This window comes from Azospirillum cavernae (genome assembly GCF_003590795.1).
GTDB lineage: Bacteria > Pseudomonadota > Alphaproteobacteria > Azospirillales > Azospirillaceae > Azospirillum > Azospirillum cavernae.
On sequence record NZ_QYUL01000001.1, the window covers coordinates 333,971 to 352,009 of the forward strand.

18 protein-coding genes and 1 tRNA gene are annotated in these 18,039 nt (G+C 66.3%); 7 read left to right on the forward strand and 12 right to left on the reverse strand.

Translation table 11 applies throughout. From position 1 onward, the window contains the following. Window positions 1-4: 4 nt before the first annotated feature. The 5 genes from D3877_RS01590 to rplU all read right to left on the reverse strand — a co-directional run bounded on the left by D3877_RS01590 (window position 5) and on the right by rplU (window position 3,955). On the reverse strand, window positions 5-664 hold the full coding sequence (locus D3877_RS01590) for an HAD family hydrolase (RefSeq protein ID WP_238474677.1): 660 nt from the start codon (window positions 662-664) through the stop codon (window positions 5-7). Then, a complete protein-coding gene (proB, locus tag D3877_RS01595) occupies window positions 661-1,800 on the reverse strand; it encodes a glutamate 5-kinase (protein ID WP_119829042.1) in 1,140 nt (379 codons plus the stop codon). Before proB ends, D3877_RS01590 begins: the two co-directional genes overlap by 4 nt. Beyond that, entirely contained in the window at window positions 1,790-3,148 is a 1,359-nt protein-coding gene (gene obgE / locus D3877_RS01600; protein WP_119829043.1) for a GTPase ObgE, read from the reverse strand. Before obgE ends, proB begins: the two co-directional genes overlap by 11 nt. A gap of 162 nt (window positions 3,149-3,310) precedes the next feature. Beyond that, window positions 3,311-3,598, reverse strand: a complete 288-nt coding sequence (gene rpmA, locus D3877_RS01605) for a 50S ribosomal protein L27 (RefSeq protein ID WP_119829044.1) — start codon at window positions 3,596-3,598, stop codon at window positions 3,311-3,313. A gap of 39 nt (window positions 3,599-3,637) precedes the next feature. Next, window positions 3,638-3,955, reverse strand: a complete 318-nt coding sequence (gene rplU, locus D3877_RS01610) for a 50S ribosomal protein L21 (protein ID WP_119829045.1) — start codon at window positions 3,953-3,955, stop codon at window positions 3,638-3,640. Between the two features lie 207 nt (window positions 3,956-4,162). Between rplU and D3877_RS01615 the strand changes: the two genes are divergently transcribed. Continuing rightward, window positions 4,163-4,252 (forward strand) — tRNA-Ser (locus tag D3877_RS01615). Between the two features lie 178 nt (window positions 4,253-4,430). Here the strand turns inward: D3877_RS01615 and bdcA are convergent. Further along, window positions 4,431-5,144 (reverse strand): SDR family oxidoreductase, encoded by a 714-nt coding sequence (bdcA, locus tag D3877_RS01620; protein ID WP_119829046.1) that lies wholly within the window; start codon window positions 5,142-5,144, stop codon window positions 4,431-4,433. Window positions 5,145-5,291: 147 nt separating this feature from the next. On the opposite strand from bdcA, the gene D3877_RS01625 reads away from it, so the two are divergent. Together D3877_RS01625 and D3877_RS01630 are read left to right on the forward strand one after the other, a co-directional pair. After that, window positions 5,292-5,819 carry a TetR/AcrR family transcriptional regulator gene (locus tag D3877_RS01625; protein ID WP_119829047.1) on the forward strand — a complete coding sequence of 176 codons (528 nt, stop codon included), beginning with the start codon at window positions 5,292-5,294 and terminating at the stop codon, window positions 5,817-5,819. 216 nt (window positions 5,820-6,035) lie between these two features. Further along, window positions 6,036-8,054, forward strand: a complete 2,019-nt coding sequence (locus tag D3877_RS01630) for an O-linked N-acetylglucosamine transferase, SPINDLY family protein (protein ID WP_119829048.1) — start codon at window positions 6,036-6,038, stop codon at window positions 8,052-8,054. Between the two features lie 45 nt (window positions 8,055-8,099). On the opposite strand, the gene cobT is transcribed toward D3877_RS01630, so the two are convergent. From cobT to D3877_RS01650, 4 genes are all read right to left on the reverse strand, one after another. Continuing rightward, a complete protein-coding gene (cobT, locus tag D3877_RS01635) occupies window positions 8,100-9,974 on the reverse strand; it encodes a cobaltochelatase subunit CobT (RefSeq protein ID WP_119829049.1) in 1,875 nt (624 codons plus the stop codon). A gap of 79 nt (window positions 9,975-10,053) precedes the next feature. Next, window positions 10,054-10,449 (reverse strand): GxxExxY protein, encoded by a 396-nt coding sequence (locus D3877_RS01640; RefSeq protein WP_119829050.1) that lies wholly within the window; start codon window positions 10,447-10,449, stop codon window positions 10,054-10,056. 99 nt (window positions 10,450-10,548) lie between these two features. Then, window positions 10,549-11,553: a cobaltochelatase subunit CobS gene (gene cobS / locus D3877_RS01645; RefSeq protein ID WP_119829051.1), complete on the reverse strand. Its 1,005-nt coding sequence runs from the start codon at window positions 11,551-11,553 to the stop codon at window positions 10,549-10,551. A gap of 75 nt (window positions 11,554-11,628) precedes the next feature. Further along, a complete protein-coding gene (locus D3877_RS01650; RefSeq protein WP_119829052.1) occupies window positions 11,629-12,216 on the reverse strand; it encodes a J domain-containing protein in 588 nt (195 codons plus the stop codon). A gap of 175 nt (window positions 12,217-12,391) precedes the next feature. Here D3877_RS01650 and D3877_RS01655 point away from each other — a divergent pair, with 175 nt between their 5' ends. After that, window positions 12,392-12,667: a BolA family protein gene (locus tag D3877_RS01655; protein ID WP_119829053.1), complete on the forward strand. Its 276-nt coding sequence runs from the start codon at window positions 12,392-12,394 to the stop codon at window positions 12,665-12,667. A 220-nt stretch (window positions 12,668-12,887) separates the two neighbouring features. Next, complete coding sequence (locus D3877_RS30425; RefSeq protein ID WP_238474678.1) at window positions 12,888-13,376, forward strand: ribbon-helix-helix domain-containing protein; 489 nt, start codon at window positions 12,888-12,890, stop codon at window positions 13,374-13,376. A 172-nt stretch (window positions 13,377-13,548) separates the two neighbouring features. On the opposite strand, the gene D3877_RS01665 is transcribed toward D3877_RS30425, so the two are convergent. Together D3877_RS01665 and D3877_RS01670 are read right to left on the reverse strand one after the other, a co-directional pair. Further along, a complete protein-coding gene (locus D3877_RS01665) occupies window positions 13,549-15,240 on the reverse strand; it encodes a methyl-accepting chemotaxis protein (protein ID WP_158599757.1) in 1,692 nt (563 codons plus the stop codon). 333 nt (window positions 15,241-15,573) lie between these two features. After that, window positions 15,574-16,521 carry an AEC family transporter gene (locus tag D3877_RS01670; RefSeq protein WP_119829055.1) on the reverse strand — a complete coding sequence of 316 codons (948 nt, stop codon included), beginning with the start codon at window positions 16,519-16,521 and terminating at the stop codon, window positions 15,574-15,576. Window positions 16,522-16,672: 151 nt separating this feature from the next. Here D3877_RS01670 and D3877_RS01675 point away from each other — a divergent pair, with 151 nt between their 5' ends. Then, window positions 16,673-17,077: a tellurite resistance TerB family protein gene (locus tag D3877_RS01675; protein ID WP_119829056.1), complete on the forward strand. Its 405-nt coding sequence runs from the start codon at window positions 16,673-16,675 to the stop codon at window positions 17,075-17,077. An 8-nt stretch (window positions 17,078-17,085) separates the two neighbouring features. After that, the gene (locus D3877_RS01680) at window positions 17,086-17,985 is read left to right on the forward strand and encodes an NAD(P)-dependent oxidoreductase (protein ID WP_238474679.1); all 900 of its coding nucleotides are present in this window, start codon (window positions 17,086-17,088) and stop codon (window positions 17,983-17,985) included. The last annotated feature ends 54 nt before the right edge of the window (window positions 17,986-18,039 follow it).

Genomic DNA, 18,039 nt, shown 5'->3' on the forward strand with positions numbered 1-18,039 from the left:
ACCGTCAGGCGCGGACGCGGCACAGCGCGTCCCAATCCAGCGCGGCGGGATCCTCGACCAGATGGTCCACCGCGTCAAAGGCGATGCCGGGATCCTGCGGCCACGCGATGGTCAGCATCCCGGCGGCGGCGGCGCTGCGCGCGCCGGTCGGGCTGTCTTCGATCACCGCGCAGGCTTCGGGCGGCAGGCCCAGCTTGGCGGCGGCGGTCAGATAGGGTTCCGGGTGCGGCTTGCCGTTGGCGACGTCGTTCCGGCTGATGCTGAACCGGAAATGCGGCAGACCCATCGCCACCATGTGGGCGTCCACCACCTCGCGCCCGCTGTTCGACACGCAGGCCTGATGCAGGCCGCGCGCGGCGAAGGATTCGACCAGCGCGAAGGCCCCCGGACGCGGCTGAACGTTGGCGACGCGGGTCAAATAGAGCGCGTTGATCTCGTCGATGCACTGGTCCACCGTGACCGGCATCGGGCGGGCGGCGTTGAGCTGGGTGCAGAGGTCGCGGAAGGACACGCCGACCAGCGACGCGCACAGCTCCTCGCTCAGCTCATGGCCATAGCCCCGGCAGACATCGACGATGGCGCGCTTGTGCCAGGGTTCGCTGTCCATCAGCGTGCCGTCGATGTCCCACAGAATGGCCCGCACGGGCGCGTGATAGCGTCTCACCGCACCACCAGATCGTCGCGGTGGATGATCTCGTCGCGGTCGCGGTAGCCCAGCAGCTCTTCAATCTCGTGGCTTTTGCGCCCGGCGATGCGGCGGGCGTTTTCGGCGGCGTAGGAGACCAGACCGCGCGCCACCTCGCGCCCGTCCTGGGCGCGGACCACCACGACGTCGCCGCGTTCAAAATCGCCAAACACGGCGGTGACGCCGGCGGGCAGCAGGCTGGCGCCGTTGGCCAAGGCGCGCAACGCGCCGTCGTCCACCGTCAGCACGCCCGCCGTGTTCATGTGTCCGGCGATCCAGGCCTTGCGCGCGCTCGATGGTTCGGCCTGCGGCAGGAACCAGGTGCACAGCGCGCCGCCATCCTCTGGGCGTTTTTCCAGCGCGGCCAGCGGGTTCATCCGCTTGCCCTTGGCGATGACCATGCGGCATCCGGCGGACAAAGCCACCCGCGCCGCCGCGATCTTCGTCACCATGCCGCCGCTGCTGTAGCCGGGCGGCGGCTCGCCCGCCATGCCTTCGATGGCGGGTGTCAACTCGCGCACCGTCGGGATGTGGGTGGCGTTGGGATCCTTGCGCGGGTCGGCGGTGTAAAGGCCGTCGATGTCGGACAGCAGGATCAGCGTGTCGGCGCTTATCATCTGCGCCACGCGGGCGGCGAGCCGGTCGTTGTCGCCAAAGCGGATTTCAGCGGTGGCGACGGTGTCGTTTTCGTTGATGACCGGGACCGCGCCCAGTTTCAGCAGCGTGTCGATGGTGCTGCGCGCGTTCAGATGCCGCCGCCGCTCCTCGGTGTCTTCCAGAGTCACCAGCACTTGCGCGACGGTGACGTCGTGGCGGGCCAGCGTTTCCTGATAGGCGTGGGCCAGCCGGATTTGCCCGGTGGCCGCCGCCGCCTGTTTTTCCTCCAGCTTCAAGGTCCGGCCAACCAGCCCGAGATGCTCGCGCCCGCAGGCCACGGCGCCGGAGGTGACGATCACCACCTCCTGGCCCCGCTTGCGGCAGGCGGCGACGTCGTCGGCCAGCGCGTCCAGCCAGTCGCGGCGAATCTGGCGGGTGTCGCCATCGACCAGCAGGGCCGAACCGATCTTGACGACCAGTCGGCGGGACTCAAGAAGGGTGGGGGAGTCAGACGACATCGGGCTTGGTTCCGTGCTTTTCCTCGTCTTCGGCGTCTTCGGCGTCTTCGGCGTCTTCGCCGTCGCTGTCCTCGTCGGACTCGCCATCCTCGTCGTCGGCGTCCTCATCGTCGGCGTCCTCGCCGTCCTCTTCCCCGTCGAGGTCGCCCTCTTCAAGGTCGCCCTCTTGCGGATCGGCGTCGTCGTCGATCAGGTCGTCGTCGAGATCATCCTCCTCCAGAGGCTCCTCGTCGTCGCCGCCGACCCACACGCCAGCCTCGTCGTCCCACTGCATGCCTTCGTCCGGCAGCTTTTGGCCGACCGGCGGGCGCGGCATCGACCGGGTGGCGGGGGCGTGGATGACCTCCGGCTCGTCCTCTTTCGATTCCTTGATGACGGTCAGCAGGCGGTACAGCACCTGTTGCACGCCCTGGCCGGTGGCGCCGGACAGGACCATCACCTCGGCCCCCGATTCGGCTTCCAGCGCCGCCTTTTTCTCGTCGATCTCTTCGTCGAGCAGGGCGTCGGCCTTGTTCAGCCCGATGACCTCCAGCTTGTCGGCCAGATTGCCGCCATAGGCTTCCAGCTCGTTGCGAATCGTCCGGTAGGAGGCGACGACGTCGTCCGCCGTGCCGTCGATCAAATGCAGCAGAATGCGCGAACGCTCGACATGGCCCAGGAAGCGGTCGCCCAGCCCGTGGCCCTCATGCGCGCCTTCGATCAAGCCGGGGATGTCGGCGATGACGAATTCCTCGTCGCCCGCCCGCACGACGCCCAGATTGGGGGCCAGCGTGGTGAAGGGGTAATCGGCGATCTTCGGCTTGGCCGCCGTGGTCGCGGCGAGGAAGGTGGATTTCCCGGCGTTGGGCAAGCCCAGCAGACCGGCGTCGGCGATCAGCTTCAGGCGCAGCCACACCCATTGCTCCTGCCCCGGCCAGCCGGGATGGAACTTGCGCGGGGCGCGATTGGTCGGGGTCTTGAAATGGGCGTTGCCGTGGCCGCCGTCGCCGCCGCGCAGGAACACGCGGCGCTGCCCGGCTTCGGTCAGATCGCACAGCACGGTTTCCTGGTTTTCGTCCAGGATCTGGGTGCCGACCGGCACGCGCATCACGATGTCCTCGCCACGGGCGCCGTTGCGGTTGCCGCCCATGCCGTGATGGCCGCGCTGGGCCTTGAAATGCTGTTTGTAGCGGTAGTCGATCAGCGTGTTCAGGCCGTCGGCGGCCTCGATCACGATGTCGCCGCCGCGCCCGCCGTCGCCGCCGTCGGGGCCGCCGAACTCGATGTATTTCTCGCGGCGGAAGGCCACGGCGCCGGGGCCGCCGTCACCGCTTTTCAAGTAAACCTTGGCCTGATCGAGAAACTTCATCGTGCACCTTTGCCCATCGGGACGCCCGGTTGGCGAAAACGAAAGAAACGGAAAACCAAAAACAAAAAATCGGGAGTCCGGTCGCCCGGTCTCCCGATTTTATCCCACAACCGTACGGGCCTGCTAGACGGGCCGCGCGACGACCCCGTTCAGAGGCTCTGGTTACTCAGCCGCTACGGCCGGAACCGAGTCGTTCGCCGCCTGAACGACGTTCACATAGGTGCGGCCGTTCGAGCTGTGCTTGAAGAACACCTGACCATCGGCCATCGCGAAGATGGTGTGATCGCGGCCCAGGCCGACATTCACGCCCGGATGGAACTTCGTGCCGCGCTGGCGGACGATGATGTTGCCGGAGATGACGTTCTCGCCGCCAAAACGCTTCACGCCGAGACGGCGACCAGCGGAATCGCGACCGTTGCGGGACGAGCCGCCTGCCTTTTTATGCGCCATGGTGTGTTGACTCCTGTCCTAAAAACGACGCTGGACCAATCAGGCCGCGCCGTTGATCCCGGTGATGCGCAGGACGGTCAGGTCCTGGCGGTGGCCGTTCTTACGGCGATAATTTTGGCGGCGCTTCTTCTTGAAGACGATGATCTTCGGACCACGGTCCTGAGCGACCACCTCGGCCACCACAGCGGCGCCAGCCACGGTGGGGGTGCCAATCGTCGTGTTGCCGGCGTCGCCGACCATCAGCACGTCTTCGAGCGTGATGGAAGCGCCAGCTTCGGCTTCGAGTTTCTCAACGCGGATCACGTCGCCATTGGCGACCTTGTACTGCTTGCCGCCGGTGCGGATCACTGCAAACATCGTCGTCACTGCCTATATCAAAACAAACGGCGGGCCGCTCGCCCACCGTTCGATGCGCAAGCCCGTTCATGGGAGCGGGGATCTATACGCAGCCCGCTGTGAGAGTCAACAGGTTGCTGTTGGGCATGATTGCATTTTTCCGCAAAAAAGGGCTTGCGCGTTTCCTGCGGTTTGATTAGGTTCCCGCCACCCCGGAAACGGGGACGCGGAGGGGTGGCAGAGTGGTCGATTGCACCGCACTCGAAATGCGGCATACCTGTGAGGGTATCGGGAGTTCGAATCTCCCCTCCTCCGCCATAAAACACCGCCTGAAACGGCTTGATGACCGTCAGGCGGTGCAACGGCAGACCGGCAGGCCAAAAAAGCCGGTTCATAATGTTCAAGCGATTAGCGCGGCGTTTTCGTGACCTGAGCGGGCACGGCAAACGACGCGCTTGCGCGTTTTTGCCGAACTGTTTTGGGAGAGCGCGCCGGATCAGGCGCCGAACGCTCCGTCGATGGTTTGCAGCGATCCGGTGATCATGGCGCCATGCGGTCCGGCGATGAAGGCGGTCAATTCGGCGACCTCGCTGGCGTGGGCGTGGCGCTTGATCGCCATGAAGCCGTGCATGACGGCGGCGTTCGGGCCATCGGCGGGATTCATCTCGGTGTCGGTCGGGCCGGGCTGAACGCTGTTCACCGTGATGCCGCGATGGCCGAAATCGCGCGCCAGCCCCCGAACCATTCCTTGCATGGCCGATTTGGTCAGGGCGTAGGCGGCGGCGCCCGCGAAGGGCATCCGGTCGCCATTGACCGAACCGATGACGATGATTCGGCCATTGTCCGACATGCGGCGCGCCGCCTCCACAGCGGCGTGGTAGGGCGCGTTGACGTTCACGGCGATCATGCGGTCGATGGCGTCGGGTTCCAAAGTCAACGGATCCCCCATCACCAGAGCGCCAGCGTTGATGACCAGCACATCCAGCGCCCCTTGCGCGGCGACGGTCGCGATCAGCGCGTCGCGGTCGGCGCTGTCGGTTTGAATGGCCCGCGCGTTGGCGTCCGTGGCCAGAGCCTGGGCGGCGTCGGCCGACCCGGCGTAGGTGAAGGCGACCTGTCCGCCCGCCGCCGCGAAGCGGCGGACGATGGCCGCGCCGATGCCACGGCTGCCGCCCAAAACCAGGATGTTCTTTCCGGAAAACTCAGTCATCGCGACCTCCTTGAGTTAATGTAGTGGTCGCTATATAAATTCGGAGGCGGCTTCCTGGCAAGGATTATTTTAGTGATCACTACAAAAATAAGCGCACCCCGAGGGCGGGCGCGGTCCTTCGATCTGGATCAGGCGGTGGAGACGGCGATGCGCTTGTTTCACGCGCGCGGCTATGACGCGGTGGGGGTGGCGGAACTCGGCGCGGCGTTGGGCATCAAGCCGCCCAGCCTGTACGCGGCGTTCGGCAGCAAGGCGGGTTTGTTCAAACAGGCGTTGGAGCGCTATTTCACCAGCGACGCCAACATCTTCGGGCGGGCGCTGGCCGAGGGGGGCGGGGTGGACGCGGTGATCGGGCGGATGTTCCGTCTGGCCGCGCGGCTCTACCCGGCGCGCGACGGGGTGGCGGGCTGTCTGGTCCTGGACGGCGCGCGCAACAGCGCCGACGACGAGGCGCGCGGGCTGACGGCGGCGGCACGGGCGGCGAGCCGGGTGGCGATGCGCGACTTCATCGCCACCGAACACCCGGCGCGCGCCGACGATCTGGTTGATTTTGTGGTGATCGCGCTTGGCGGCATGTCGGCGGCGGCGCGGGATGGCGCGGGCGAGGCGTCGCTTGCCGCCTTCGCCGCCAAAGCCGACCGAACCTTCCGACGCGAGGCGGCGGAGGGCCGCTGATCCGGCCCAAAATCCGAAAAGGTGGCCGATAAGAAGGCTTGGCGATTTGGCGCCGCCGAATGCGCTCAAGTTTTTTCCGGTCAATCTCCTATGAATGAGAGACCGAGGCGCTCCGTTTTTTCGCGCATGAGGCCCGGTTTCATCGCGTATGAAGGAGGCTCCGCGTCGGCCATGACCAGGGTCGGCGGACGCTCCAACCACAGGGGATGGCATGGCGTGACGCGTCATCAGGCGATTTTGGAAGAGGCCGTCGCCCGGCATCGCGCCGGGGATCTCGCCCGCGCGCGCGTTTTGTACCAGCAGCGTTTGAAAGCGGCCCCGGCCTGCGTCGACGCCCGCTATCTGTTGGCGATGCTGGATTGTCAGCAGGGGCGTTTCGCCAACGCGGCGGGGCCGTTGCGCCGTTTGTGGCGGGAGCAGCCGGGCCGTTTCGACATTGGCTATACGCTGGGCCGGGCGTTGCATGAGCTTGGGGAATTTCCGGCGGCGGTCGAGGCCTACGCGCGGGTGATGCGGGGCGATCCCGGCAACCGCGAGGCCTTCGTCGAAGCGGCGCGCTCCTTGATGGCCCTGCGCGATTGGGCGGCGGCGGCGGGGGTGTGCGAGGTTGGGCTGGCGGTCCACCCCGCCGACGCGGCGCTGCATCTGGCGCTTGGCGTGGTGGCCGGGGCGCAAAAGCGGGACGCGCGGGCGGTTGGGGCGCTGCGGCGCGCCGTCGCCCTGGAACCCGTCAACGCGGAGCATCATTGCGCGCTGGGCCGCGCCTTGCGGCTGGTCAACCGGACCGGCGAGGCGGTGGCGGCCTTGGCGGAGGCGCTGCGTCTGGATCCGGGATTGGCGCGGGCGCGTTTGCTTCAGGCCCGCTTGTTGCCGGTGGCCTATGGAACCGAGGCGGAGGTCGCGGCGTGGCGCGCGCGGGTCGCCGAGGCGCTGGACGGCCTCGCCGCTTTCACCCCGACGACGCCGGACGCCGTTCGGGCGGCCTTCGACGCGGTGATGGACAGCACGAATTTCTATCTGGCCTATCAGGGGCAGGACGACCGCGCCCTGGCGGTTTTGTGGGGCGATCTGGTCCATCGGGTGGTCGCCGCCCGTTTCCCGGAGACGGCTCCCACGTCCCGACCGTCGCGGGCTGGGCGTCCGGCGCGGGGCGGGGGACGGCTGCGGGTTGGCTTCCGTTCGGCCTTTCTGCGCGATCACACGGTGCTGCATCTGTTCCGTCGCTGGATGACCGATCTGGACCGCGAGCGCTTCGAGGTGTTCGTTTTCGCCGACGGCGCGCAGGATGACGAGACGGCGCGGTTGGCCGCCGAGGTCGAGCATTTCCGCGTCCTGCCCGCCGACCCGGAGCGCGGCGCGCGGGATCTGCGGCGCGAATCGCTGCGCAGCCTGATCCATCTGGACATTGGCATGGAACCGGCGGGGCAATGTTACGGCTCGCTGCGGTTGGCTCCGATCCAGGCCGCCGCCTGGGGGCATCCCGTCACCACCGGGTTGCGCCACATTGATTGGTTCCTGTCCTCGGCGGCGATGGAGCCGGAGGATGGCGACGCCCATTACCGCGAGCGGCTGTTGCGCCTGCCGGGGTTGGGCGTCGGCTTTTCCCCATCGCTGGCCCCGCCGCCGCCCGCTGACCGCCGGGCGTTGGGCGTGGCGGCGGACGACGCGCTGTTCTTCTGCGCCCAATCCCTGTTCAAGCTGTTGCCGCAGCACGATCATGTGTGGGCGGACATCGCCGAACGGGTTCCGACGGCGCGCTTCCTGTTTCTGGAAAGCTCAGCGCCGGGGGTGGTCGATGTGGTGCGGCGGCGGCTGGATCACGCGTTCGCCGCGCGCGGCCTGCGGGCCGACGATCATGTCCGCTGGGCGCCGATGCAGGATCATCGCGGCTATCTGGCGCTGAACGCGGCGTGCGACGTCTTTCTCGACAGCGTTGGCTGGTCCGGCGGGCGCACGACGCTGGAGGCGGTGGCCTGCGGGCTTGTGCCGGTGACGACTCCCACCGCCTTCATGCGGGGCCGCCACACGGCGGGGATTCTCAACGCGCTGGGGCTGCCGGATTTGATCGCGGCGGACAAGGCGGCGCTGGTGGAACTCGCCGCGCGGTTGGCCGTTGACGTCGGGTGGCGGGACGGGCTGCGCGCGCGGATGCTGGCCGCCCGCGCTGGGCTGTTCCAGGCGCGGGATTGGCTGCCCGCGCTGGAATCCTGGCTGATTGAAACGGCCAATCCCTGAACCGTTCGGGCCTGAACCGTTCGGGCCTCTTCGAAGCGCGTCCGCTCAGCGCCAGCGCCGCCGGGCGCCGCCGCGTCGGTCGTCCTCGTCGAACAGTTCGGCCAGCTTGTTCATCATGGTGCCGCCCAACTGTTCGGCGTCCACGATGGTGACGGCGCGGCGGTAATAGCGGGTCACGTCATGGCCGATGCCGATCGCGACCAGCTCCACCGGGGAGCGGGTTTCGATCTGTTCGATCACTTGGCGCAAGTGACGCTCCAGATAATTGCCCGCGTTGACCGACAGCGTCGAATCATCGACCGGCGCGCCGTCGGAAATCACCATCAGGATGCGGCGCTGTTCCGGGCGGCCCATCAGGCGGTTGTAGGCCCATTGCAGGGCTTCGCCGTCGATGTTCTCCTTCAGGATGCCTTCGCGCAGCATCAGGCCGAGATTCTTGCGGGCGCGCCGCCATGGCATGTCGGCGGCCTTGTAGACGATGTGGCGCAGGTCGTTCAAACGCCCTGGCGTGGCCGGCTTGCCCGCCGCCACCCAGGCCTCGCGCGATTGACCGCCCTTCCAGGCGCGGGTGGTGAAGCCCAGAACCTCCACCTTCACCGCGCAGCGTTCCAGCGTGCGGGCGAGGATGTCGGCGCTCATCGCGGCGATGGAGATCGGGCGCCCGCGCATCGAGCCGGAATTGTCGATCAACAGCGACACCACGGTGTCGCGGAAATCGGTTTCCTTTTCCTTTTTGAAGGACAGCGGCAGAACCGGGTTGGCGACGACGCGGGCCAGACGGGCGGCGTCGAGGATGCCCTCCTCCAGATCGAAGCTCCAGGACCGCTGTTGCTTGGCCATCAGACGGCGTTGCAGGCGGTTGGCCAGCTTGGAAATCACGCCCTGGAGATGCTGCAACTGCTGGTCCAACAGGGCGCGCAGCCGTTCCAGCTCCGCCGGGTCGCACAGATCGGCGGCCTCGACGATTTCGTCGAACTGGGCGGTGTAGGGCTTGTAGGCGTTGGGATCGGGTTCGTTGCGGCGGCTTTGGTCGTTGCGCCAGGGCTGTCCGGGACCGGCGGGCTGTTCGGCCCCCTCGCCCTCGCCCATCTCCATGTCGCCTTCCTCGCCGGCCCCCTCCTCGGCGCTGTCGCCCATCTCGGAGGAGTCCTGCATCTCCGACGATGCCATGGCGTCCGAGTCGCTGTCGGAATCATCCTGGCTGCGGGTCTGGCCATGCTCGGGCGATTCGGAATCTTCGGAGGAGGATTTGGACTCGTCCTCTTCCTGCTCCTCTTCGGCCTCCTGGCCGACCTCCATGTCCAGATCGGTCAGCAGGCGGCGGACGGCGCGGGCGTAGGAATCCTGATCGGCGGCGTGTTCGGCCAGACCATGCAGATCCTTGCCGAGCTTTTCCTCGATCCACGGGCGCCACAGATCAACGGCGTGGGCGGCTGCGGGCGGCGGCGGCGCGCCGGTCATCGCCTCGCGCGCGATCATCCGCAGGGCCTCGGCCAAGGGAACCTGTCCGCGATCCTCGAAGCGGTCGAAGCCCTGGCGGGTGTATTTGTCGTCCAGCGCCGCTTCCAGATTGCGGGCGACGCCCGCCATATGCTGGGCGCCCAGCGCCTCGCAGCGGGCCTGCTCCAACGCGTCGAAGGCCTGGCGGGCGGAATCGCCCAGCGGCAGGCGGTGGGCGTGGATGATCGGGTCATGATGGCGCAGCCGCAACGACACGGCGTCGGCGGCCCCGCGCAGCTTGGCGATGTCCGCCGGATTGAGATCGCGCGCCGGAAGCGGCACCCGCACCCGCTGCCCCGCCATGCCGGGCGGGTCGGAGGAAAAGGCGACCTGCACCTCCATCCGATGCGACATGGCGCGCACCGTGGCGGCGGTGGACCGCTTGAAGGCCTCGACGGGGTTGTCGTTCTGGGTGGTCATCGCGGGGGTGTCTTCGCTTGTGGCGGTCAATCAGCGGTGGGCAAGGTTGCCACGGATTTCACGGATTTGGACGCGGATTTCACGGATGTTTTGGAGGCGGCAGCACGCGTCGTATGGCTAGGCTTGGCGCCGCAAAGTTGAACAGAAGGCCAACGGGCAAGCCGCTGACTCGAAGATAATTTACAACTTGGCGAAGATGGGCTTGGCCCAAAGCGTCGCAGACCTTCAACTCAACGATGACCCGGCCCTCCACGACGATGTCGGCAAAATAAGTGCCAACCAGATGTCCACGGTAGTGAACTTGGAAAGGGACTTCGTTTGCAGCCTCAAGGCCGCTGTCCGCGAGTTCACGGAGCATGGCCTTTTTGTAGACGGTTTCAGCGAAGCCATGACCGAGCGCGCCGTGAACGGCAAGGGCTGCGCCGACGACACGCTCGGTCAACCCATCCAATGTGGCGCCCAGGCTCACCTTCATCCGTGAAATCCGTGCTTCAATCCGTGAAATCCGCGTCAAATTTTGTGCGCGACGCCGCGCCTTCCCTTCAAGGGTGAGGCGCGGCGATCCCGCGACCGATCACACGAGGTTCGCTTGAACCCCGGTTTCCGGCAGTTCGACGCCGAAGCAGCGCTGGTAATATTCAGCGACCGTCGGACGCTCCACCTCGTCGCACTTGTTCAGGAAGGTGATGCGGAAGGCAAAGGCCACATCGTTGAAGATGCGCGCGTTTTCCGCCCAGGTGATGACCGTGCGCGGACTCATCACGGTGGAGATGTCGCCGTTCATGAAGCCCGCCCGCGACAGATCGGCCAGACGCACCATCGAGGCGACCAGCTCGCGCCCCTTGGGATCGTCATAGGCCTTGACCTTGGCGGAGACGATCTTGATCTCGTCCTCGACCGGCAGATAATTCAGGGTCGCGACGATGTTCCAGCGGTCCATCTGACCCTGGTTGATCTGCTGCGTGCCGTGATACAGGCCGGTGGTGTCGCCCAGGCCAACCGTGTTGGCGGTGGAGAACAGGCGGAAGGCCGGGTGCGGGCGAATGACGCGGTTTTGGTCGAGCAGCGTCAGCTTGCCTTCGACCTCCAGCACGCGCTGGATCACGAACATCACGTCGGGGCGCCCCGCGTCATACTCGTCGAACACCAGGGCGCAGGCGTGCTGCAAGGCCCAGGGCAGGATGCCTTCGCGGTATTCCGTGACCTGGACGCCGTCGCGCAGGACGATGGCGTCCTTGCCCATCAGGTCGATGCGGCTGATGTGGCTGTCCAGATTGACGCGAATGCACGGCCAGTTGAGGCGGGCGGCGACCTGCTCGATGTGGGTCGATTTGCCGGTGCCGTGATAGCCCTGCACCATGACCCGGCGGTTGAACGCGAAACCGGCAAGGATCGCCAGCGTCGTGTCGCGGTCGAAGCGATAGGCTTCGTCCACGTCCGGGACATGTTCGGTGCGCTGGCTGAAGGCCGGCACCTGCATGGTGCTGTCGATGCCGAAGACGTCGCGCACCGAAACGGTGGTGTCGGGCTTGTGGTCGAACAGGGCCGAACTGGCCTGCGTGGCTCCTTGGGAAGGCATGGGTTGGCTTCTTACGTTCCAGCGAGTGTCGGTTGTCCGGCGGTCGCGGGGGATGCCCGGCCCGCCATCGTGGGGTCACGCAGCATAACAGGCTTTCAGCGTGTTGTAGGCGAGATTGATCTCTTTCAATTTTTCTTCCGCCGCCTTGTCTCCTCCGTTCGCGTCGGGATGATGCAGTTTGGCCAGTTCCCGATAGCGCGCCTTGATCTGGGTGAAATCGACCGGGGGCGCCAGATTGAGGACGGCCAGAGCCTCCTCCTCGGCGGTGCGGGCGGCCTGACGGCGTTGCGCCGCCTTGGTCTCTTCCTCGCTTTTGCCGGATTCCTGGCCGAATTCAAAGCTGAAGCCGTGGAGCACGCGGTCGCGCAGGAATTTTTCCTGCGCCCCCCATTTGCCCAGCGGCCAGCTTGGCCGTTGCCAGGTGGTGTCACGGCGGACCTCGGCCTCGATCTGATCGACCGACATGCCCGCGTAATAATCCCAGGAGCGGTTGTAGTCCCGCGCGTGCTCCAGGCAGAACCACCAATAATCATTCAGCGAGTTGCGGCTTTTTGGCGCGCGATGCTCGCCCGAGGCCACGCAGTCCGGGTGGTCGCAGACGCGGGTTCCCACCCGCGAGGCGGTGTGGCTATCGTAGCTGTTGCGGGCGCGGCTCTTGCTCATGGGGCCAAGTATGAGAAGCGGCGGGCGGTCTGGCAAGCGCGCCCGCGCGTCCGTCCGTCATGCGCGCGGACGCTCATCCCCGGCTTGACAGAGCGGGGCTTGACAGGGCGGGGCTGTCCCACTCACCTGTTTTGCGAGGCCTTCGCCGGATTGACCGCCAACCCCTGGGGATTTCATGGAATACGCCGCCCGCATCCGTCAAAAGCTGACCGCTGGCCTGTCGCCCGTCCAGTTGGACATCGTTGATGAGTCCGACCGTCACGCCGGACACGCCGGAGCCGACGCCAAGGGGGAGACGCATTTTCACGTCACCGTGGTGTCCGCCGCTTTCACCGGAAAATCACGGGTGGAACGGCAGCGCATGGTTTACGCCCTGTTGGCCGATGAGTTGAGCGAGCGTGTCCACGCTCTGGGCCTGACCACGCGGACGGACGCTGAAACAACCGCCTGAAACAAGTTCCCGCCAAGACAATCGAGGCCCTGCGCACAGAAATGCACACATACGCGTGCAACCGATGGTCGATATTCCGATAAATCAGAACAAAAATATCGGCGAGCGATGTTGCATTTCTCGTATCGTTTAGTAGAGTGCCACCTATGCAACCATGTATCGCGCCGGGACGGACGCAAACTTCGCGTGTTCGTCGGCGGCTTCGTGGAAGGGGCTGCGGATGGCGAAGCGTGGGCCGAAGAAAAAGCGGGTGGATCCCCCCAAACAGGGGGTGGAGCCGCTGAGAAGCCAGAACATCATGATCGGCGGACACCGCACGAGCATGCGGTTGGAGCCGTCCATGTGGGACGCTCTGGAAGACATCGGGCGTCGGGAAGGGCTTTCGGTCAACAAGCTCTGCACCTCGATCAAGGAGCGGATCGAAGAGCAGGCGCGCCGTCGCGGCGTGCCGCCGGAGGAGGCGGACGTCACCTTGACCTCGGCGGTCCGGGTGTTCATCGCCGCCTATTACCGGCGGGCCTGCACCGAGGATGGGCATATTCGCGCCGGTCACGGCGGCAGCGATCCGTTCCTGGGAACCCCGTTCGAGCTGACGGGGGACGAGGAGGAGTCTGAGCCGAGGGCGGCGTCCGACCGGGAGGCTGATTCGGGATTTTCGACCCACGGCAACACGGGCGCCCCGAAGAATCGGCTCTCCGGCTTGATTTGAGCCTGTTGGCGCGGCGGTCTGAACGGTTTCAGGCCGCCTGTTTGGCGCGCTCCTCAATTTCGGGAGCGGCCAAGCGGGGGCGCTGAACCGCCTTCGTTTCGTCCGTCGCCGTGCTTGGCCGGCTGGCCCGCGCCGCGCCCCGTGCTGACGGCTGACGGACGCCGTTCCGGCGTCAGGCGGCGCGGAGTTCGGCGAGGAAGCCGTCCATCGCCTGCTTCAACTGCGACGATTGCCGGGCAAGGTCGTCCGACGCTTGTTTGACGTTGCCGGTCGCGGCGCCGGTCTCGTTTCCAGCCACTTGGATGCCCTGAACGTTCCGCGACACTTCGGTGGTGCCGACGGCGGCCTGTTGGGCGTTGCGGCTGATCTCGACCGTCGCGCTGCTTTGCTGGCTGACCGACGACGCCATGTCCGCCGTCGAGCTGCTGATGTCCTCAACCTGCCCGATGATGGTGCGCATCGCTCCGACGGTGCGTTCCGACGCGCTTTTGACCGCGCTGATTTGGTTGGTGATCTGTTCGGTCATCGCGTGGGTTTGATTGGCCAGATTCTTGACTTCGCTGGCCACCACGGCGAAGCCCTTTCCGGCTTCGCCCGCGCGGGCGGCTTCGATGGTGGCGTTCAGCGCCAGCAAATTGGTTTGGCTGGCCACGGCGTTGATCGCGGCGACGATCTGGTCGACCTGGTCGATGGCGCTGGACAACTGATCCAGTTGCCGCTGGGCCTCGCTGGCTCCCTCGGCGGCGCGTTTGGAACGATCAGCGGCGCGGACGACGCGATCCGACAGATCGTTGATCGAGGCCGACAGCTCTTCCGACGCGGCGGCGACGGTTTGCACGTTGGCGCTGGCCTGTTCGGACGCGGCGGCCACATTGGCGCATTGCGCGCTGACCCGATCGACCGTCACGGCCAGTTGCGACGAGGTCGCTTGAAGTTCGGTGGCGGAACTGCCGACGGCGTTGACGATGGCGCCGACGCGGTCCTCAAAACTCCGGGCCAAGGCCAGAGTGTTGGCGCGTTTCTCGGCGGTGGCCTGGAGTTCGACCTGCTTGACCTCCTCCTCCAACTTGCGGGCGCGAAGCATGTTGTCTTTGAACACCTCCACGGTGCGGGCCATCGCGCCGAGTTCATCACCCCGATCCGTTCCCGTGACGATGGCGGCGGAATCTCCCGCCGCCAGACGCTCCATCACCGTGTTCAGGGCGGTGAGCGGGCGGCGGATGCCGACGATGACCAGCAACACCGCCAGAACGCCAACCAGGGCAATCAGGGCCACGGCGATGGTCATGGTGGTGAACATCGTCCGGTCGGTTTGGTCGCTCAGGGCTTGAGAGTTGCGATCAACCCCGGCGGCGACCTCGTCGGACAGCGCGGCGGCGACGCTGTAGACCTCCACCAGCAGCGGGCGTCCTTCCTTGTCATAAACGGCGGCGGCTTCGGCGTGGTCGCCCTTTTCCTTGGCGGCGAACACCTTGGGCAGCGCGGCTTTGATCGCCCCCACCAGCGTGGACAATTGGTTGACTTTGTCCTTGTGCTCCGGCTTCGCCAGACGGGTGATGATCGCGCCGGATTCAGCGACGGCGGTTTGAATGTCCCCAATCGCCTTGGTCAAGGCGGGCAGGCCAGACGGGTCCTGGAGCAGCAGCACGTTGTTCACCTGACGCCCCATGTTGGCAAGGTCGCCGCGCATCCGCTCCAGCTTCAACCCAAAGGTGACGTCGTCGCTCAACAGGGCGCTGTACTGCGCGTCGATGTTTGAGATGGTGCGATTCATGAACAGCGACACCCCCAAGGTCAGAGCGCTGAGAATCGCGACCACGGCGTAAATTTTGCTGCCGATGCGCAGGTTCTGAAGAAGCGTCATGTCCATACCTCGGTCAGGGAGTCAGTGTTGGTGGTTCGGCTGTTGCACGCGGAAATTGGGGAGTGTGCAAAATATGTCAATGAGCTGATTTGGGGGGAGATGGTATTTTCCCCGCCCGCAAAATTTTTAGGGGAAATAATTTTGAAGTTGGAACGTCTTTTTTGCTTAAAATGAAGGCGCTTTTTGATTGGCTCAACAAAAATATATGCGTGTCATCAGAAAAAAGTCTTAGATTTATTCAGGTTTGACGCGGGGTTTTAGGTTGAATTTTGCAAGAGGTTCAGGGGTTGAACGCGCCAAATCGCCCGAACACGGACCAGGAACCGGCGCCCCTCACCCAGCGGGCGCGTAAACCGCCAGCAGCGCCGACAGGGTGACGACGCTCAGCACCGTGGACACCAGGATGGCGGACGAGGTGCGGTCCACGTAAATTTGATACTGCTGCGCCACAACGAAGGTCAGCGCCCCGGTGGGCAGGGCGGCCAGTATGATGGCCGAGCCGGTCCAGAAGGGATCCATCGGGAACAGGGTGACGGTCAGCGCCCAGGTCAGGGCCGGTTGGACCAGCAGCTTCAGGGCGCTGATCCACCCCACCTCGACCAGATCGGCCTTCAGGCTGCGCCCGGCCAGGAACAGGCCGATGGCGAACAGCGCGCAGGGACCGGCGGCGGCCCCCATCAACTCGCAGAAGGTGGCGATGGGGCGCGGCACCGCCACGCCCGGCAACAGCGCCGCCCAGGCGATGCCGATGGCGGTGGAGACGATCAACGGATTCTTGGCCAGCGCCCGGCCAACGTCCGTCAACGCCTTGCCCAGACCGTGGCCGTGGCTGTTGGCGAACTCCAGCCAGATCACCGCGATGCCGACCATGATCGCGCTCATGATGACGGTGGCGAGGATGGTCGGGGCCAGATGGTCGGGGCCGAACGCGGCCAGAAACAGCGGGATTCCCATATAGCCGGTGTTGGAAAAGCTGGCGGTCAGCCCCTGCATGCACAGGATTTGCGTGCGCTCACGGTGGACCAGCCAGCCAATCAGCGCGCCCAGCGCGTAGACCGCCAGCATGGCTCCGAGGAAAGCGCCGATGAACGGCCCGTTGAAAATCTCCGACAGGGACCGCCGCGCCGTGCCGAGGAACAGCACCGGCGGCAAGGCCATCCAATAGACGAACTTGTTCAACGCCTCCGACGAGGCGGGGCCAAGCAGCTTCGCCTTGCCGGACAGGACCCCGGCGAGGATGATGGCGAAGACGGGAAGGGCGACGTTCAGGACAACCGACATGGCGCTGACAATAGGGGGCGCGAATGGTCGCGTCGAGCCGTCGATCCCCCCGTTTCCGGCATGGCACCCTTGACGCGCCGTCGCCGCCGGGCAAGATAGCGGCGACGGGGCGTCCCGCTTCCCGAGGATTCCCCGCTCCAAGGATGAGCCAATGATCGACCATCACAACGCGCTGATTTACGTCATGGTCCTGGTGTCGGCCTGTGACGGCGACATGACCACCGACGAGCTGGAAACCATCGGCGAGAATGTCCGCTATCTGCCGATCTTCCGCGATTTCGACGGCGATTCGGTGATGGCCGCCACCCGTGAATGCACCGCCATGCTGGCCGACAACGACGGGCTGGACACGGTGTTGACCATCATCGAGCAGGCGTTGCCCAGCAAGCTGCGCGAAACCGGCTACGCGGTCGCCTGCGACGTCGCCGCCGCCGACGCCAAAGCCTCGCAGGAGGAGTTGCGCATGCTGGAGATGATTCGCCTGCGGCTGGGCGTCGACCGGCTGTGCGCCGCCGCCATCGAACGCGGCGCCCGCGCCCGTCACATGCGCCTGTGATCCCGCGCATGACGGACGCGATGACGCAGGACGCCTTCCGCCCCGACCTGTCCGGCCACACGGTCGGCTTCATCGGGCTTGGCCTGATGGGCAAACCGATGGCGCGCGCCCTGGCGCGGGCGGGCGCGTCGCTGGTGGTGTCCAGCCGCAGCCCCGGCCCGGTCGCCGAACTGGCGGCGGAGGGCATGATCGCCGCCACCGGATCTGTGGCGGTGGCCGGGCAGGCCGACATCGTCATTCTGATGCTGACCGACACCCCGGCGGTGGAAAGCGTGGCCGAGGCGCTGTCGCCGGTGCTGCGGCCCGGTCATCTGATTGTGGACATGAGCACGACCGCCGTCGCCGCCACCCGCGTTCTGGCCGCGCGCGCCCGGGCGGTCGGGGCCGATTGGCTCGACGCCCCGGTGTCGGGCGGCACGGTGGCGGCGGAGAGCGCCGCGCTGACCATCATGGCCGGTGGCCGCGAGGCGTCCTTCGTCCGCGCCCTGCCGCTGTTCCAGGCGATGGGGCGGCGGATCACCCTGGTCGGCGACAGCGGGGCCGGGCAGATCGCCAAAACCGCGAACCAAGTCATCGTCGGCCTGACCATCGGCGCGGTGGCCGAGGCGCTGGCGCTGGCCAAGGCGGCGGGGGCCGATCCCGCCCGCGTGCGCGACGCCATTCGCGGCGGCTTCGCCGAATCCCGCATCCTCGACCTGCATGGCGGGCGGATGGTGACGGGCGATTTCACGCCGGGCGGTCGGGTGACGACCCAGATCAAGGACTTGCGTCAAGCCGAGGAGCTGGCCGAACAATCCGACATCGACCTTCCGGCGCTCGGCCTGACGCTGGAGCTGTTCGAGATGCTGGCCGACCAGGGCGACGGCGGGTTGGACCACGCGGCGTTGTACCGGCTGTTTGGGCGGTGAGGCGACCGGGGCGACGGCGTAGAGGACCGGGACCGCCGCCGCGTTCGTGCCGCC

What these genes read in the sequence shown, in the direction of transcription:
- cobT (WP_119829049.1), bottom strand. Translation starts at nt 9,974, where the DNA reads ATGACCACCCAGAACGACAACCCCGTCGAGGCCTTCAAGCGGTCCACC.
- D3877_RS01680 (WP_238474679.1), top strand. Translation starts at nt 17,086, where the DNA reads ATGACGGACGCGATGACGCAGGACGCCTTCCGCCCCGACCTGTCCGGC.
- rpmA (WP_119829044.1), bottom strand. Translation starts at nt 3,598, where the DNA reads ATGGCGCATAAAAAGGCAGGCGGCTCGTCCCGCAACGGTCGCGATTCC.
- obgE (WP_119829043.1), bottom strand. Translation starts at nt 3,148, where the DNA reads ATGAAGTTTCTCGATCAGGCCAAGGTTTACTTGAAAAGCGGTGACGGC.
- D3877_RS30425 (WP_238474678.1), top strand. Translation starts at nt 12,888, where the DNA reads ATGGCGAAGCGTGGGCCGAAGAAAAAGCGGGTGGATCCCCCCAAACAG.
- bdcA (WP_119829046.1), bottom strand. Translation starts at nt 5,144, where the DNA reads ATGACTGAGTTTTCCGGAAAGAACATCCTGGTTTTGGGCGGCAGCCGT.
- D3877_RS01665 (WP_158599757.1), bottom strand. Translation starts at nt 15,240, where the DNA reads ATGACGCTTCTTCAGAACCTGCGCATCGGCAGCAAAATTTACGCCGTG.
- D3877_RS01655 (WP_119829053.1), top strand. Translation starts at nt 12,392, where the DNA reads ATGGAATACGCCGCCCGCATCCGTCAAAAGCTGACCGCTGGCCTGTCG.
- cobS (WP_119829051.1), bottom strand. Translation starts at nt 11,553, where the DNA reads ATGCCTTCCCAAGGAGCCACGCAGGCCAGTTCGGCCCTGTTCGACCAC.
- proB (WP_119829042.1), bottom strand. Translation starts at nt 1,800, where the DNA reads ATGTCGTCTGACTCCCCCACCCTTCTTGAGTCCCGCCGACTGGTCGTC.
- D3877_RS01675 (WP_119829056.1), top strand. Translation starts at nt 16,673, where the DNA reads ATGATCGACCATCACAACGCGCTGATTTACGTCATGGTCCTGGTGTCG.
- D3877_RS01650 (WP_119829052.1), bottom strand. Translation starts at nt 12,216, where the DNA reads ATGAGCAAGAGCCGCGCCCGCAACAGCTACGATAGCCACACCGCCTCG.
- D3877_RS01625 (WP_119829047.1), top strand. Translation starts at nt 5,292, where the DNA reads ATGCGCTTGTTTCACGCGCGCGGCTATGACGCGGTGGGGGTGGCGGAA.
- D3877_RS01640 (WP_119829050.1), bottom strand. Translation starts at nt 10,449, where the DNA reads ATGAAGGTGAGCCTGGGCGCCACATTGGATGGGTTGACCGAGCGTGTC.
- D3877_RS01670 (WP_119829055.1), bottom strand. Translation starts at nt 16,521, where the DNA reads ATGTCGGTTGTCCTGAACGTCGCCCTTCCCGTCTTCGCCATCATCCTC.
- rplU (WP_119829045.1), bottom strand. Translation starts at nt 3,955, where the DNA reads ATGTTTGCAGTGATCCGCACCGGCGGCAAGCAGTACAAGGTCGCCAAT.